This is a genomic window from Nocardiopsis sp. NRRL B-16309, from assembly GCF_001279585.1.
Lineage (GTDB): Bacteria > Actinomycetota > Actinomycetes > Streptosporangiales > Streptosporangiaceae > Nocardiopsis.
The window spans coordinates 42,758-56,647 of the sequence record NZ_LGEC01000076.1 but is presented as its reverse complement, the minus strand read 5'-3'; the positions used below and the strand labels follow the sequence as shown (position 1 = coordinate 56,647).

The 13,890-nt window shown below is 71.7% G+C and carries 11 protein-coding genes; 6 read left to right on the top strand and 5 right to left on the bottom strand.

Annotated elements, in window-relative coordinates; genetic code table 11:
* Window positions 1–125 precede the first annotated feature (125 nt).
* Both ADL05_RS15870 and ADL05_RS15865 read left to right on the top strand, forming a co-directional pair.
* Complete coding sequence (locus ADL05_RS15870; protein ID WP_053617748.1) at window positions 126–857, top strand: nucleotidyltransferase family protein; 732 nt, start codon at window positions 126–128, stop codon at window positions 855–857.
* 66 nt (window positions 858–923) lie between these two features.
* Entirely contained in the window at window positions 924–1,703 is a 780-nt protein-coding gene (locus ADL05_RS15865) for a tyrosine-protein phosphatase (protein WP_156365867.1), read from the top strand.
* 21 nt (window positions 1,704–1,724) lie between these two features.
* On the opposite strand, the gene ADL05_RS15860 is transcribed toward ADL05_RS15865, so the two are convergent.
* Both ADL05_RS15860 and ADL05_RS15855 read right to left on the bottom strand, forming a co-directional pair.
* Complete coding sequence (locus tag ADL05_RS15860) at window positions 1,725–3,332, bottom strand: hypothetical protein (RefSeq protein ID WP_053617746.1); 1,608 nt, start codon at window positions 3,330–3,332, stop codon at window positions 1,725–1,727.
* Between the two features lie 142 nt (window positions 3,333–3,474).
* A complete protein-coding gene (locus ADL05_RS15855) occupies window positions 3,475–3,774 on the bottom strand; it encodes a hypothetical protein (RefSeq protein ID WP_053617745.1) in 300 nt (99 codons plus the stop codon).
* Window positions 3,775–4,341: 567 nt separating this feature from the next.
* On the opposite strand from ADL05_RS15855, the gene ADL05_RS15850 reads away from it, so the two are divergent.
* Together ADL05_RS15850 and ADL05_RS15845 are read left to right on the top strand one after the other, a co-directional pair.
* The gene (locus tag ADL05_RS15850; protein ID WP_082376454.1) at window positions 4,342–6,399 is read left to right on the top strand and encodes a SpoIIE family protein phosphatase; all 2,058 of its coding nucleotides are present in this window, start codon (window positions 4,342–4,344) and stop codon (window positions 6,397–6,399) included.
* 218 nt (window positions 6,400–6,617) lie between these two features.
* Window positions 6,618–8,285, top strand: a complete 1,668-nt coding sequence (locus ADL05_RS15845) for an RNA polymerase sigma factor (protein WP_082376453.1) — start codon at window positions 6,618–6,620, stop codon at window positions 8,283–8,285.
* A gap of 319 nt (window positions 8,286–8,604) precedes the next feature.
* Here the strand turns inward: ADL05_RS15845 and ADL05_RS15840 are convergent, their stop codons facing one another.
* Both ADL05_RS15840 and yaaA read right to left on the bottom strand, forming a co-directional pair.
* The gene (locus ADL05_RS15840) at window positions 8,605–8,946 is read right to left on the bottom strand and encodes a nuclear transport factor 2 family protein (RefSeq protein WP_231640768.1); all 342 of its coding nucleotides are present in this window, start codon (window positions 8,944–8,946) and stop codon (window positions 8,605–8,607) included.
* Between the two features lie 86 nt (window positions 8,947–9,032).
* Complete coding sequence (gene yaaA / locus ADL05_RS15835; RefSeq protein ID WP_053617743.1) at window positions 9,033–9,830, bottom strand: peroxide stress protein YaaA; 798 nt, start codon at window positions 9,828–9,830, stop codon at window positions 9,033–9,035.
* Between the two features lie 299 nt (window positions 9,831–10,129).
* Between yaaA and ADL05_RS15830 the strand changes: the two genes are divergently transcribed.
* Complete coding sequence (locus ADL05_RS15830; protein WP_053617742.1) at window positions 10,130–10,840, top strand: GNAT family N-acetyltransferase; 711 nt, start codon at window positions 10,130–10,132, stop codon at window positions 10,838–10,840.
* Between the two features lie 243 nt (window positions 10,841–11,083).
* Here ADL05_RS15830 and ADL05_RS15825 read toward each other — a convergent pair whose 3' ends face one another.
* Window positions 11,084–11,308 carry a hypothetical protein gene (locus tag ADL05_RS15825; protein WP_053617741.1) on the bottom strand — a complete coding sequence of 75 codons (225 nt, stop codon included), beginning with the start codon at window positions 11,306–11,308 and terminating at the stop codon, window positions 11,084–11,086.
* A 470-nt stretch (window positions 11,309–11,778) separates the two neighbouring features.
* Between ADL05_RS15825 and ADL05_RS15820 the strand changes: the two genes are divergently transcribed.
* A complete protein-coding gene (locus ADL05_RS15820) occupies window positions 11,779–13,884 on the top strand; it encodes a type IIA DNA topoisomerase subunit B (protein WP_053617740.1) in 2,106 nt (701 codons plus the stop codon).
* Window positions 13,885–13,890 lie beyond the last annotated feature (6 nt).

Genomic DNA, 13,890 nt, shown 5'->3' with positions numbered 1-13,890 from the left:
AGCGCAGGGGGCGGCCACCGCCGCGGACGGCGTTCGGACACGGCCGCGGGGTGTGCGGACACCACCTGGGCAGGCGGGGCGAGCACCCTGGGAGGACCGGCGAACCGGCTGCTAGGGTCCCGACTATGACCGCTTCCTCCTCATCATCCGCGTCCCCCGTCACCCAGGCGCTCATCCTCGCCGGAGGACAGGCCACCCGGCTGCGGCCCTACACCGACACCCGCCCCAAGGCGATGGTGGAGGTGGCCGGACGGCCCATCGTCGACTACCAGCTGGAGTGGCTGGCCGAGCACGGCGTCGAGCAGGTCGTGGTGTCGTGCGGCTACAAGGCCGAGGTCCTGCGCGAGCACCTCGACGCCCGGTCGGGCGGTCCGGAGATCACCCTCCTCGTGGAGGACGAACCGCTGGGCCGGGGCGGAGCCCTGCGCTACGCCTCCAGCGGTCTGCGCGACCAGGACGCGCCCTACTTCGCACTCAACGGCGACGTGCTCACGTGGTTCCCGCTGGACGAGTTCACCGCCCACCACCGCGACCGCGGCGGCGCCGCGACCCTGGCGCTCGCCCAGTTCCGCACCACCTGGGGCATCGTGGACGTGGACGACCAGGACCGGATCGAGGGGTTCACGCAGAGTCCGCTGCTGCCCGTGTGGATCAACGCCGGGGTCTACCTGTTCGAGCCGGAGATCACCCCGCTGCTGCCGACCAAGGGCGACCACGAGTCCTCCACCTTCCCCGACCTGGCCAAGGAGGGGCGCCTGACCGCCTACCGCATCGACGGCTTCTGGCGCGGTGTGGACACGGCCAAGGACGTCAAGGAGGCGGGCGCGGAGATCACCGCCATGCGCGAGGCCGGGTGACCACGGGTCCTCCCATGGTCGGACGCGCCCTGTTCGGACCCGGGCCGGGTCGGTATCGTCACGGTCGTGACAAGTGACGGTTTCATCCTCCCCAGCGCCCCCAACTTCCGTGATCTCGGCGGTCTCCGATCCGGCTCCGGCCGGACGGTCCGCCACGGCCTGCTCTACCGGTCCGACGCCCTGCACTCGGTGAGCACGGAGGACCTCGCCGTCTACCACGGCCTGGGCATCCGCCAGCTCGTCGACCTGCGCACGCCCGTCGAACGGGAACGGCTCCCCGACCTCGTCCCGGACGGCGCCGAGTACGCCGTGGTCGCGGTCCAGGGCCAGGACGCCGCCGGTGCCAACTTCACCGACACCCTCGCCGACCCCGAGGCCGCGCGCGCCATGTTCGCCGACGGCGCCGCCGAGCGGTTCATGTACGCGGTCTACCGGGAACTGGTGGCCGACGACGAGGCCCTGGCCGGGTACCGGGAACTCGTCGAGCGCGTGGCGACGGGTCCCAGCTCCCTCGTCTTCCACTGCAGTGCCGGGAAGGACCGCACCGGTTGGGGCGCCGCGGTCGTCCTGGGACTGCTGGGGGTGGACCGCGCCGACATCCTGGCCGACTACCTGGCCAGCAACGAGCGCCAGGCCAACACCGACGCGTGGATGCGGCGGCTCTCCGTGGACAGCGGCCTGGCCTGGGACGACGTCGCACCGATGACGCGGGTGCGCGCCGAGTACCTGGAGACGGCCTTCGGCCACGTGGACGAGCTGTTCGGGTCCTTCGACCAGTACGTCGCCGACGGTCTGAAGGTCTCCGAGAGCGTGGTGGAACGGCTGCGGGACCGGCTGCTGCGGTAGTTCTCCGGGTGACGGGGCGGGTCAGAGGGAGTCGAGGCGGCGGCGCAGGTCTGGTTCGTCGCGGGCGGCGCCGAGGACCTCGCCCAGGGCGGCGAGGACGGTGGGCCGGTCCACGCCGCGGTCCAGCATGCGGCGGGCGGCGGCCCACAGGTTGGCGGGCCGCCCCGTCCACAGGCGCTCGGCGAGGCGTTCGTGCCGGTCGAGTTCCCGTTCGCGCTCGGGGTCGTCGACGGTGACCGGCCGGTACCACCGGTCGCGGCCGGTGGAGTGGCGGCCGCTGTGCGGCGTGGCGGCCTCGTACTCGCCGTAGTGGTCCAGCCGCAGCAGCGCCCGGCGTCCGCACGCGGTGGCCGGGTCGAACTCCTCCGGCGCCCACAGGACGAGTTCGCTGGCCAGGAGGGGGAAGGCGAACATCCGGCGTGCGAGGGCGGAGAAGTCGCCGTCCGGCAGCAGGCGGCGGATCGCCTCCTGGCGCAGGCCCAGCGCGCGGGCCGGGTCGCGGTAGGTGCGGGTGAAGGCCGAGGTGGCCTCCCACAGCGCGTCGAGGGTGGCGCCCACGGCCACCTCGGGCAGCCGCGACCGGGCACCGGCCCAGCGGATCCAGGCGGCCAGCACGTGCGGCATCGCCTCCTGCTCCTCCTGGAGGAGCACCACCCGCCCGGGCAGCCAGTGCAGCAGGAACGACTCGACCTTGCGCGGACTGATCCGCATGGGTCTGCCCCCGTCGACGTCGCAGCCGTGCGCGATGATGTGGTCGACGCAGCGGCTCGCGGCGTAGGAGTCGGACAGTTCGGCGGCCTCGTCGGAGGCCAGGAAGCGTGCGGCGAGCACCGCTCTGCGGTCGCGCCGCCAGACGGGGACGGGCGCGACGCACACGCCCTCGGGCGGCTCGGGCAGCGCCAGGATGCGGGAGGCGGCCAGCGCGAAGTGCGTGGCCAGGGATCCGCGCGCGAGGTCGGCTGGGGTGAGACCGACCAGTTCGACGGCGGGGCCGCCGGAGTCGGAGGAGGCGCCAGCCACCACGCGGGACGTGCGATCCAGTGCCCGGACCAGCCGTGCGCGGGCCTCGGTGAGCTCCAGCTGCTCGAACCGGGCGTACTCGTCCGCCTCGGCGCGTTCCCGGCACTGGGCCAGGAGCTGGTCGACCTTGGTCGTCACCCAGGCGTCGCGCAGGACCCCGCCGCCGTTGTGGTCGACCACGAGGATCAGCGCGTGCTCGGGCGGTACCGCGCCGGCGTCGTCGGGGGCGTCCCGGCTGAACACGCAGACCACGTCGTCGGTGTCGCCGAACTGGTCGCCGTTGACGTAGGCGGCCACCGGCGTGACCGCGCCGAGCTGGTCGGCCCAGGCGGGCATCTGCAGCCCCTGCTCCTTGAGCGCGATCATCCCCTGTTCGGCGAGCTCGCGCTGCTCGGCGGAGGTGCCCAGGGCGGTCACCGCGGCCAGGACCGCCAGGCCGGCGGGCCGACCCGAGGCGGTGGCGTGGGTGATGAGCCCCTCCCCGAGCAGCCGCTCGACGTCCACTCCCGGCAGGCGTTCGCCCCACCAGGCACCGAGCATCTCGCTGAAGGCCAGTTCGGCGTCGAGCGGGTGCCGCATGGCCAGGAGTGCTCGGGCCGCGCGCAGCATCTCGTCGAAGACCGCGTCGGGGACCGGTGGTGGACCTGAGGGTGTGGGCGGTGTAGGGGAGGGCACCACCTGAGCGTATGACAGCCGGGGCCTTGGCCGATCCCGCCTGTGGACGACGGCGCGGTCGGGGCGGCCCCGGGCGTCAGAGGCGCGGGCCGGGCCGGGGCGGGGGCACCGTGCGGTGTCCGGTGATGAGCGTGCCCGTGCGGCGCGGAGGCCGACGCACCTCGTGCGAGGGCGGGACCGAGTTCACCAACGCCTCCAGGTGTTCGCGGGCCACGCGTTCGACCAGGTCCGGGGTGACCGTGATCCCCAGATGCTCGATGCAGTTCCACGTGTCGCTGACACAGCGCTCGACGCGTCGGCGGGGCAGCCCGCTGAACTCGTCGTGGAGCCGTGCCGAGATCTTCGGCAGATCCTGGACAGGGAAGGTCTGGAGCATTCGTGCTCACACCCCTAGGTGATGGTGGCCGGACGGAGACCTTCACCCATTCCACTTGTTCTGGACTGACTGTCAACCCCTCTTCCGGCGCGCGGTGGATAAAACCTGGGGGAGATGCCGTTTACTCGACCCCCACTGTTACCGCAGGTCAACAAGGAGAAAAAGGGCAAGTCGGACATCTTGCGGGCCAAAAGCATGTGAGAGCGGTCAAACGGAACAGGGTCGACCAACGCCCGCAATCACGAGAAATCGTGTCCGTGGAACGACCGCATGACTGTTCCCCGGCCGCCGCGTGGCCTACCATTTACCTTCCACGTCCACGGACGGCCCCCGCCGCGACGGCAGCCCCGCGCAGCGGGTGTGTCCTATGCTTGAGCCGTGACAGTGGCCGAGAGGAGTCATGGAGTGTGACTCCCGAGGGCCCTGGAGTCCCCCGACCGCAATCGGCGCCATGGACGGATGAGTGCCACGGGCGGACAGGGGCCGTCAACGGCGGGCGTACGGTCCAGGCAACAGCCCCAACGAAACACGGGTGGGGAATCCGAGGGTCCCGGAGGTGTCGAGCAGTTGAGCGCCGAGACGTCCATTCCGCCACCCCGGGTCAGCGGGGCGGAACTTCCCGACGCGGTGAAATCCCTTCTCACCGACGCGCCGATCGGGTTCGCGCTGATCGGTCCGGACGACGCGTTCGGCACCATCAACCAGCGGCTCGCCGACCTCGTCGGACTGGCCCCCTCCCAGTGCCTGGGCCGGCGCCCCGAGGAGCTGGCCGGAAAGTCCCCCTCCGCCGTCGGCGCCGCCCTGCTGCGCACCGGTCCGGCCGCCGCCCGCGAGCACGGCCGCTCCGTCCGCGAGCGCCACCGCACCCCGGACGGCGAGGTCTGGGACCTGACCTGGTTCCCGGTGACCTCCCCGGACACCGGAGACGTGCACGTCGCCCTCATCGCCGCCCGTGACCACGAGGGCGGTGCCACCCGCCGCGAGGAGGAGCGCCTGCGCGCCCTCCTGCAGGCCGGCAACCAGATCGTGTGGACCGCCGGGGCGACCGGCGAGGTCCACGAGGACTCGCCGCAGTGGCGCGCCATCACCGGCCAGGACCTGGAGTCCTACCTCGGCCGCGGCTGGCTGCAGGCCCTCCACCCCGACGACCGCGAGCGCGTCGAGATCGCCTGGGGCGACGCCGTCCTGGACGCCACGCCCTTCGACGCCCTCTTCCGCGTCCGCACCCGCTCGGGCGGCTACACGCACTACCGGGCCCGCGCCAACCCGGTCAGCGACGGCGTCCGCACCACCGAGTGGATCGGCACGCTGGTCGACGTCACCACCGAGCGCGAGGCCGACGAACTCCGCCAGCGCCTCAACCACCAGCTCAGCGAGGCGGCCATGCGGACCGCCCGCCTACAGCAGGCCACCTCCGACCTCGCCGAGGCCCTCACCGTCGCCCACGTCGTCGACGCCATGTCGGACATCGGCCGGTCCGGCGTGGGCGCCGACCACACGTCGGTCGTCCTGCTGGACCGCGACCGCCTCCGGCTGCGCACGATCGCCGCCGAGCACGCCCACGACCTGCCCCGGCACACGTTCCCGCTGGACCACCCCGACGTCGCGGCCAGAGCCGTGGCCGACCGCGCGCCGCGGATCGCCGCCGGCCCCGCCGAGCTCTCGGCCCTGTTCGACGACGCCCCCGAGGTCGCCGAACTCCTGGACACCACGCCCGAGCGCTCCTGGGTGGCCCTGCCGATGATGGTGGCGGGCCGACCCATCGGCGCCCTGCGCTTCGCCTTCGCCAGTCCGCGCGAGACCACCGACGAGGAGCGCGTCTTCCTGGAGGCCCTGGCCGGCCAGTGCGCCCTGGCCATCGGCCGGGCCACGCTCTACGAGCGCGAGCACAGCACCGCGGAGGAACTCCAGCACAGCCTCCTGCCCGAGGACCTGCCCCAGGTCAGCGGGGTGCGCCTGGCCGCCTACTACCGGTCCGGCTCCCAGCACGTCCAGGTGGGCGGCGACTGGTACGACGCCTTCCCGCTGCCCGACGGCCGCGTGGCGGGCGTCCTGGGCGACGTCATGGGCAAGGGCATCCCCGCGGCCGCCGGGATGAGCCGGATCCGCAACGCCCTGCGCGCCCTGGCCTACTCCATGCCCGAACCGGCCGATGTTCTCACCGGGCTGGACCGCATGTTCACGGCCACCGAGGGTATGGACCAGGTCACCACGCTCGTCTACTTCGTCCTGGACCCGGTCACGGGCCAGCTCGACCTGAGCAACGCGGGCCACCTTCCGCCGCTGGTCGTGGCCGGCGGCGCCAGGCCCTCGCTGCTGGACAGTGAGCCCGACACGCCCTTGGGAGTCACCTCGGAACGAGGCCACCACAAATTCTTCGTCCAACCCGGTAACACTGTCGCCCTGTACTCCGATGGACTGGTTGAGAACCGTAAACGGTCCGTCGCCTCGGGGCTGGACGAGCTGGTCGAAGTGGCCTCGTCGGCACCGCCGGAGGTGGTGGGCGATCCACAGCTCATGCTGGAGTACCTTGTTGAGAGCATGCTCGAAGGGTATGAGCAGGACGACGACGTCACACTGCTCGCTGTTCAGCTACCGGTGATCGATTCCGCGTCGGAGCGGTAGACCGTACGAACAAGTCCATTGCCTTGCCTACAGTGAAGAAGTCGTTCCGCCCCGCGACGCGGGGCTGAGCCCAGCGCATACGCTTGGTAGACAAACGGCTTCCCCGCCCCAGTGGGGACGATCCCAGGCCGCAGGTGGGAGAGGGTGCCGTGCCCGGTCCCGGCCAGGCGGACCACCGGGTCCGACAATCTCGCCACACGTCCGTTCGAGAGGTGTTTGTGTCATCTGCCAGTTCGACTCGCTCGAAGCAGTCCGAGTCACTGCAAGAGCCCGTCATTCAGCAGCTGATCGAGCGTGGGCGGTCCCAGGGCTTTCTTGAGCCCGAGGACGTGCGCCGTGCCTTCGAGGAGGCCGAAATCCCGATGTCGCAGGCGCAGTCCGTGCTCCGCAGCCTCGCCAAGGAGGGCGTGACCGTACTCGTTCCCGAGTCGGCCTCCTCGCGGCGCAAGGCTCCGCGGCGCAAGGCCGCGGCCACGCGGTCCACCTCGACCAAGTCCGCCGCGGACGCCGCGTCCCCGCGGGCGGCCAAGCCCGTGCGCGCCGCCGCCGCGCAGGAGCAGCCCAAGACGGTCACCGCCGTCGTCGACTCCGCCGAGGCCTCCGAGGGCCCGAAGGCGGCCAAGAAGGCGGCACCCGCGAAGAAGGCGGCCCCGAAGAAGGCCGCCGCCAAGAAGCCCGCCGCGGCCAAGGCACCCGCCAAGAAGACCGCCACCGCCAAGAAGTCGGCCAAGAAGGACCTCGAACTGGCGCCCACCGGGGAGATCTCCGAGGAGCCCCTGGACGACGACCTCGAGCACACCGGTGCCGAGCTCGAACTGGTCGAGGACACCGGCGACACGTCCGACAAGGACGCGGTCAAGCCGGCCAAGCCGGAGGCCGTCGGCGCTCCCGCCAAGTCCGACAAGAACGACGACTCCTTCGTCCTGTACGAGGATGACGACGACGCGCCCGCCGCCCAGGTGGTCGCGGCCGGCGCCACCGCGGACCCGGTCAAGGACTACCTGAAGCAGATCGGCAAGGTTCCGCTCCTCAACGCCGAGCAGGAGGTCGAGCTCGCCAAGCGCATCGAGGCCGGCCTGTTCGCCGAGGAGAAGCTCGCCGAGGAGTCCGAGCTGCTCACCTTCGAGCTGCGCGACGAGCTGGAGTGGATCGCCGAGGACGGCGGCCGCGCCAAGAAGCACCTGCTGGAGGCCAACCTGCGCCTGGTCGTGTCCCTGGCCAAGCGCTACACCGGCCGCGGCATGCTCTTCCTGGACCTGATCCAGGAGGGTAACCTGGGCCTGATCCGCGCCGTCGAGAAGTTCGACTACACCAAGGGCTTCAAGTTCTCGACCTACGCCACCTGGTGGATCCGGCAGGCGATCACCCGCGCCATGGCCGACCAGGCCCGCACCATCCGTATCCCGGTGCACATGGTCGAGGTCATCAACAAGCTGGCCCGCGTGCAGCGCCAGATGCTCCAGGACCTGGGCCGCGAGCCCACCCCGGAGGAGCTGGCCAAGGAACTCGACATGACCCCGGAGAAGGTCGTCGAGGTGCAGAAGTACGGCCGCGAGCCGATCTCCCTGCACACCCCGCTGGGCGAGGACGGCGACAGCGAGTTCGGTGACCTCATCGAGGACTCCGAGGCGATCCAGCCGGGCGAGGCCGTCAGCTTCACGCTGCTGCAGGAGCAGCTGCACTCGGTGCTGGACACCCTGTCCGAGCGCGAGGCCGGCGTCGTGTCCATGCGCTTCGGTCTCACCGACGGTCAGCCGAAGACTTTAGACGAGATCGGCAAGGTCTACGGGGTCACCCGTGAGCGCATCCGGCAGATCGAGAGCAAGACGATGTCGAAGCTCCGTCACCCGTCGCGTTCGCAGGTGCTCCGCGACTACCTGGACTAGGACGTCTTCCGTGGACGCCGCCCACCGCGCAGCCGGGCGGGTGTCCGTGGAACGTGTCCTCGGGTCGCTCCAGGTGGTTCACGACTCACGATGACCTCTTCCGTTGGGCCGCTCCGATCGCTCGGAGCGGCCCAACGGCGTCCGGTGCCCCATGGGCTCACGAGTGTGGCGACGCCCGCGTGTCCCTCGCCCAGGTGGCATGTCCCCGCGTGTACCAGGGATTCCCTGTCGTCCATCCGACACGGCCATGCTGCCGCACCGCCTGTAGGTGCGGCATAAAGTCGCGATACTGATTCGTTATGCGCCGCGGCGTGGCCGCTCAGCCCTCGCGGATGGTCATGCGGCTGATCGCGTCCCCCTCCACGGCGAAGGTGAAGGAGCTCAGGCCGTTGGCGTGGTGGGAGCGCCAGTCGCCGACGACGGTGACCTCCGACCCGTCGGTCCGGCACTCCTGCGGGGTCAGCACACCCCGGGCGCCGATGAACTCCTTGTCGCTCCAGGCCTTGATCCGCTCCCGCCCGACGAACTCGCGGCCCCAGTCGTCGACGACGCCGTCCGGTGTGAACGCGTCCAGGAAGGCGTCCTCGTCGTGGCGGTTGACCGCGGCGACGAACGAGGCGACCGGTTCGGGAACGGGTGTCTCCAGGCGTGACTCGGGCATGGTGGTCCTCTCGGTACGTGGTGACTCGCCCCGACCCTAGGCTTCCCGGTCACCGACGGTGAGAAGACCCGCCGTGCGTGTCGCCGTCAGTCGCGGACGACGACGTCCATCACGCGCGCGGTGCCGGGCCGGGTGGCGGGCGGCAGCTCCACGGTGTGCCCCAGGTCGCGCAGTGCCGCCACCAGCTCCTCCGGCGTGGCCGCCTCGACCCGTTCGGCCAGCAGCGCGCGGGCGATGTCGCCGCGGGTGGCCTTTGCCATGTGGCTGACCACGCTGCGCCGCGCGGTCCCGTCCACGACGCGCTCGCGCAGCACGCGCACGGCGACGGTGCGCTCGGCGGTCGGCCCGGTGGGTTTGAAGGCCGCCGCGTAGGTGGCGGAGCGGCAGTCGACCAGCAGCCGGTCCTCGGCGAGCGCGCCGAGGGGTGCGGCCATCGCCCGGCGCCAGAAGGCGCCCAAGCCGCCCAGCGGCGGCAGCTTCACGCCCATGGACAGGCGGTAGGGCGGCAGCGGGTCGGTGGGTCCGACCACGCCCCACAGCCCGGAGAAGACCAGGACGCTCTCACGCGTGCGGTCGGCGTTCGGGGAGTCGAGCAGGTCCGGCAGGCCGAGACGGTCGTAGAGCACGCCGGTGTAGAGGTCGGCGGCCCGCAGGGTGGGCGCGGTCGCCAGGTCCAGGTTGCGTTTGAGCGCCTCGGACTGGCCGGCCGACAGCCCCAGCACCTCCAGAGCGGTGTCCTCCGGCCCACCGCACAGCTCGGTCAGCGCCGCCACGGCCCGCGCGCGGGCGGGAGCCAGCTCGGGGAGGGTGAGCGCGGCGGTGTCCAGACGCGGCCCCTCTCCGGCGGTGGCCTTGCCCTCGGACGGCGGCAGCAGGATGAGCATGGTGCGGACTCCCGGACGGGGCGGTGGAGACAACGGACGGTGGCCGACGGGGCGGCCGGGGCGTGTGCGGTGGGTGCCGCGCGTGGGGACGGCGCGAGGGGTCCCCGAGGGTGGCTGCGGGCGGGTCGCGCGGCGGACCGTTGCGGCACCGGACGTGCCGGACCACCGGACGTGCCCGGGCCCATGGTACGGCCTGCTCGGAGCGGGGGCGGGCGGGGTCGCGCGGACTCCGGGGTGGGATCATCCGCAGGCGGGTGTCGGCCGACGGGGGCCGACCGGGAACGGAGGGGACGCGACCCATGCGCGAGTGGTCGGAGCGGATCGCTGCGGACTGGCCGCCGGCGGAGGTGGAAACGGAGGCGGGGTGGCGGCTCGGCTACGGCGGCGGCGTGACCTTCCGCGCCAACTCCGCCTACGCGCTGGACCCGGCCGCGCCGGGCCCCGTCTCGGCGGTGGAGCGCTTCTTCCACGCACGGGGCGCGCCCGCCGCGGTGCAGATCTGGCCCGGGATGGCCGACCTGGACGCGGAACTGGCCGAACGCGGCTACACGGCCCACCGGCCTGCCCTGGTCATGGTCCGCGGGATCGGGGACGCCCGGGCGCCGGGAGAGGGCTTCGAGGTGCTGGCGCGGCCGGACGCGCGCTGGCGGGGCCTGTGGCCGCACGAGACCGCCGACCCGCGCGTGGTGGAGGGCCAGCACCGCATCATGGACCGAGTGCCGGTCATGGGCTACGCCGTGGAGACCGCGGGGAGCGCGCGCGGGTGCGCGGCTCTGGGGGAGGGCTGGGTGGGCGTGTACAACATGCTCACCGACCCGGCCGCCCGTGGACGGGGCCTCGCGGGCGGGATCATCGACACCCTGCTCGCGTGGGGCCGGGACAAGGGGGCGCACAGCGCGTACCTGTTGGTGATGCCGGACAACGCGGCGGCTCTGCGGGCCTACGAGCGGGCGGGATTCGCCGAGGTCACCCGATACCACTACCGGGTCCGCCCGAGGCCGGAAGGATGAGGCCTTGGCCACTGGGCCCGAGTCGGACCCCACGAGGTTCGGACCAGAACGAGCCCGCCCCGGACCCGTACGAGGCCTCTACCTGGGCGTGAGGGCCCGCGCCGGGGCCTGGGCGTGCGCCCGGCGGCCGTCCGCGTGCCACGGGTCCGGAACGGCGCCAGGGGGCGCACACGGCGACGGCGGCGACCCCGAGGGGCCGCCGCCGTCGCCAAGCCTGTTCAGTTGTGCCTTTCGGGTTCGTGGCTAACGCTCTTCGGAGCCCTTCGCGCTCTCGGTGAGCTTGTGGGTCTCGTCCTGGATGTCCGAGGCGATCTTGCGCAGGGAATCGTCATGCTTGCGCATGTGGTGCGCACAGAACAGAAGTTCGCCACCGGAGTTCAACAGCACCCGGACGTACGCCGGTGCACCACAGCGGTCGCAACGGTCAGCAGCCGTCAGCGGCTGGGTGGGGGCAAGGGTTCCAGTCACTTCGCCATCCTCAATACTCGGCGTTAGTCACCTCTGACAACATCTAACCCGACCCAGACGTTCCCAACCGAGTCCCGTGTACGCCGACAGCGGAATCGGCCGGATTGGTCGCTCGAAGGGGTCGTTTGGGGTCGGATCGGCGGGACGTCCGTTCTTGCTCTAGTTGTACCCCTCGTCCGGCGTCGGCATCCGCGGAAAACGGGAGTATCCAGGTCGCATCCACCGGAGGTGGTAGTGTCGCGCGGGGTGGGACCAGTCCCGAACCGCCGCCCCTGTCGGCGGACCCGGTTCCGGGCGAGCCCGGCGACGACGCCGGACGCAGTGCGGGCGGGCCACCGAAGACCGCCCGTTCCCACGACGCGCGAGGGCCACGCGCCGCCGCGCTCGTCCCCATCGTCGGTGCGGCGCGGTACAAAGGGCACCCACCGCATCAGAGCCACGCAGGCCCCCAAGACGCAGGAGATGTCCGAGTGACCGCCTTGACCGCAGCCGTCCACGACCCCGGGGACTACTCCGCCCGGCACCTGTCGGTCCTCGAAGGGCTCGAGGCGGTGCGCAAACGGCCGGGTATGTACATCGGGTCCACCGACAGCCGGGGCCTGACCCACTGCATGTGGGAGATCATCGACAACTCCGTCGACGAGGCCCTGGGCGGCTACTGCGGCCGGATCGACGTCACGCTGCACACCGACGGATCGGTGTCGGTCAGCGACGACGGCCGCGGCATCCCGGTGGACGCCGAGCCCAAGTCCGGCCTGTCCGGTGTCGAGCTGGTCATGACCAAGCTCCACGCGGGCGGCAAGTTCGGCTCCGGCTCCTACACCGCCTCCGGCGGCCTGCACGGCGTCGGCGCCTCGGTCGTCAACGCCCTGTCGGCCCGGCTCGACGTGGAGATCGACCGCCAGGGCCGCACCCACGCCATCAGCTTCCGCCGCGGGATCCCGGGCCGCTTCGCCGGGGCCGGGCCGGACGCCGAGTTCACCCCGGTCTCCGGGCTCGAACAGGTCCGCAAGGTCGCGGCCAAGATCACCGGCACGCGCATCCGGTTCTGGCCGGACATGCAGATCTTCCTCAAGGACGCCGAGATCGCCCGCGAGTCCCTCCTGGACCGGGCCCGCCAGACCGCGTTCCTGGTCCCCGGCCTGACGATCGCCGTGCGCGACGAGCGCGTCGAGGGCGAGGCCGCGTTCGAGGAGGAGTTCCGCTTCGACGGCGGTATCAGCGAGTTCTGCACGTTCCTGGCACCCGACGAGCAGGTCAGCGACGTCCTGCGGATCCAGGGCAGCGGCAACTTCACCGAGACCGTGCCGGTCCTGGACGACGCCGGGCACATGGTGCCCGCCGACGTCGAGCGCCGCCTGGACGTGGACGTGGCCCTGCGCTGGGGCACCGGCTACGACACCACCGTGCGCTCGTTCGTCAACGTGATCGCCACGCCCAAGGGCGGCACGCACCTCAACGGCTTCGAGCGCGCGCTGGTGCGGATCATCAACGACCAGCTGCGCACCACCAAGCTGCTCAAGGCCAACGACGACCCCGTCACCAAGGACGACACCCAGGAAGGGCTCACGGCGGTCGTCACCGTCCGCCTGCCCGAGCCGCAGTTCGAGGGCCAGACCAAGGAGATCCTCGGGACCTCGGCGGCGACCAGGATCGTCTCCCAGATCGTCGGCAACGGGCTGCGCGAGTTCCTGACCACCACCAGGAAGGCGGAGAAGGCCAAGGCCCGCCTGGTGCTGGAGAAGGTCGTGGGCGCCGCCAAGGCGCGCCTGGCCGCCCGCCAGCAGCGGGAGACCCAGCGGCGCAAGAACGCTCTGGAGAACTCCGCGCTGCCCGCCAAGCTGGTGGACTGCCGCAGCGAGGGCCTGGAGCACAGCGAGCTGTTCATCGTCGAGGGAGACTCGGCGCTGGGCACCGCCAAGCTGGCCCGCGACTCCGAGTTCCAGGCGCTGCTGCCGATCCGGGGCAAGATCCTCAACGTGCAGAAGTCGTCGGTCGCCGACATGCTCAAGAACGCCGAGTGCGCCGCCATCCTCCAGGTGATCGGCGCCGGCTCCGGCCGGACCTTCGACATCGACGCCGCCCGCTACGGCCGGATCATCCTCATGGCCGACGCCGACGTGGACGGCGCGCACATCCGCTGCCTGCTGCTCACGCTCATCTACCGGTACATGCGCCCGATGCTGGAGGCGGGCCGCGTGTTCGCCGCCGTGCCGCCGCTGCACCGGGTCGAGCTGACCAACGTGCGGCGCAAGCGCGGCGCCAAGCCGGAGGACCGGTACATCTACACCTACTCCGACGCCGAGCTCCGGCGCACGCTGCTGGACCTGGAGAAGCGGAAGCTCTCCTGGAAGGAGCCCGTCCAGCGGTACAAGGGTCTGGGCGAGATGGACGCGGACCAGCTGGCCGAGACCACCATGGACCCGCGCTTCCGCACGCTGCGCCGCATCCAGGTGGAGCAGGCCGAGGAGGCCGCGAACGTGTTCAACCTGCTGATGGGCAACGAGGTGGCGCCGCGCCGCCGGTTCATCCAGGAGGGCGCCCAGGAGCTGGACGTGGCGCGCATCGACGCCTGACGCCGC

Bases quoted from the DNA above. Each gene is read 5' to 3' on its own strand.
- ADL05_RS15870 (WP_053617748.1), top strand. From the start codon at position 126: ATGACCGCTTCCTCCTCATCATCCGCGTCCCCCGTCACCCAGGCGCTC.
- ADL05_RS15860 (WP_053617746.1), bottom strand. From the start codon at position 3,332: ATGCTGCGCGCGGCCCGAGCACTCCTGGCCATGCGGCACCCGCTCGAC.
- ADL05_RS15830 (WP_053617742.1), top strand. From the start codon at position 10,130: ATGCGCGAGTGGTCGGAGCGGATCGCTGCGGACTGGCCGCCGGCGGAG.
- yaaA (WP_053617743.1), bottom strand. From the start codon at position 9,830: ATGCTCATCCTGCTGCCGCCGTCCGAGGGCAAGGCCACCGCCGGAGAG.
- ADL05_RS15840 (WP_231640768.1), bottom strand. From the start codon at position 8,946: ATGCCCGAGTCACGCCTGGAGACACCCGTTCCCGAACCGGTCGCCTCG.
- ADL05_RS15855 (WP_053617745.1), bottom strand. From the start codon at position 3,774: ATGCTCCAGACCTTCCCTGTCCAGGATCTGCCGAAGATCTCGGCACGG.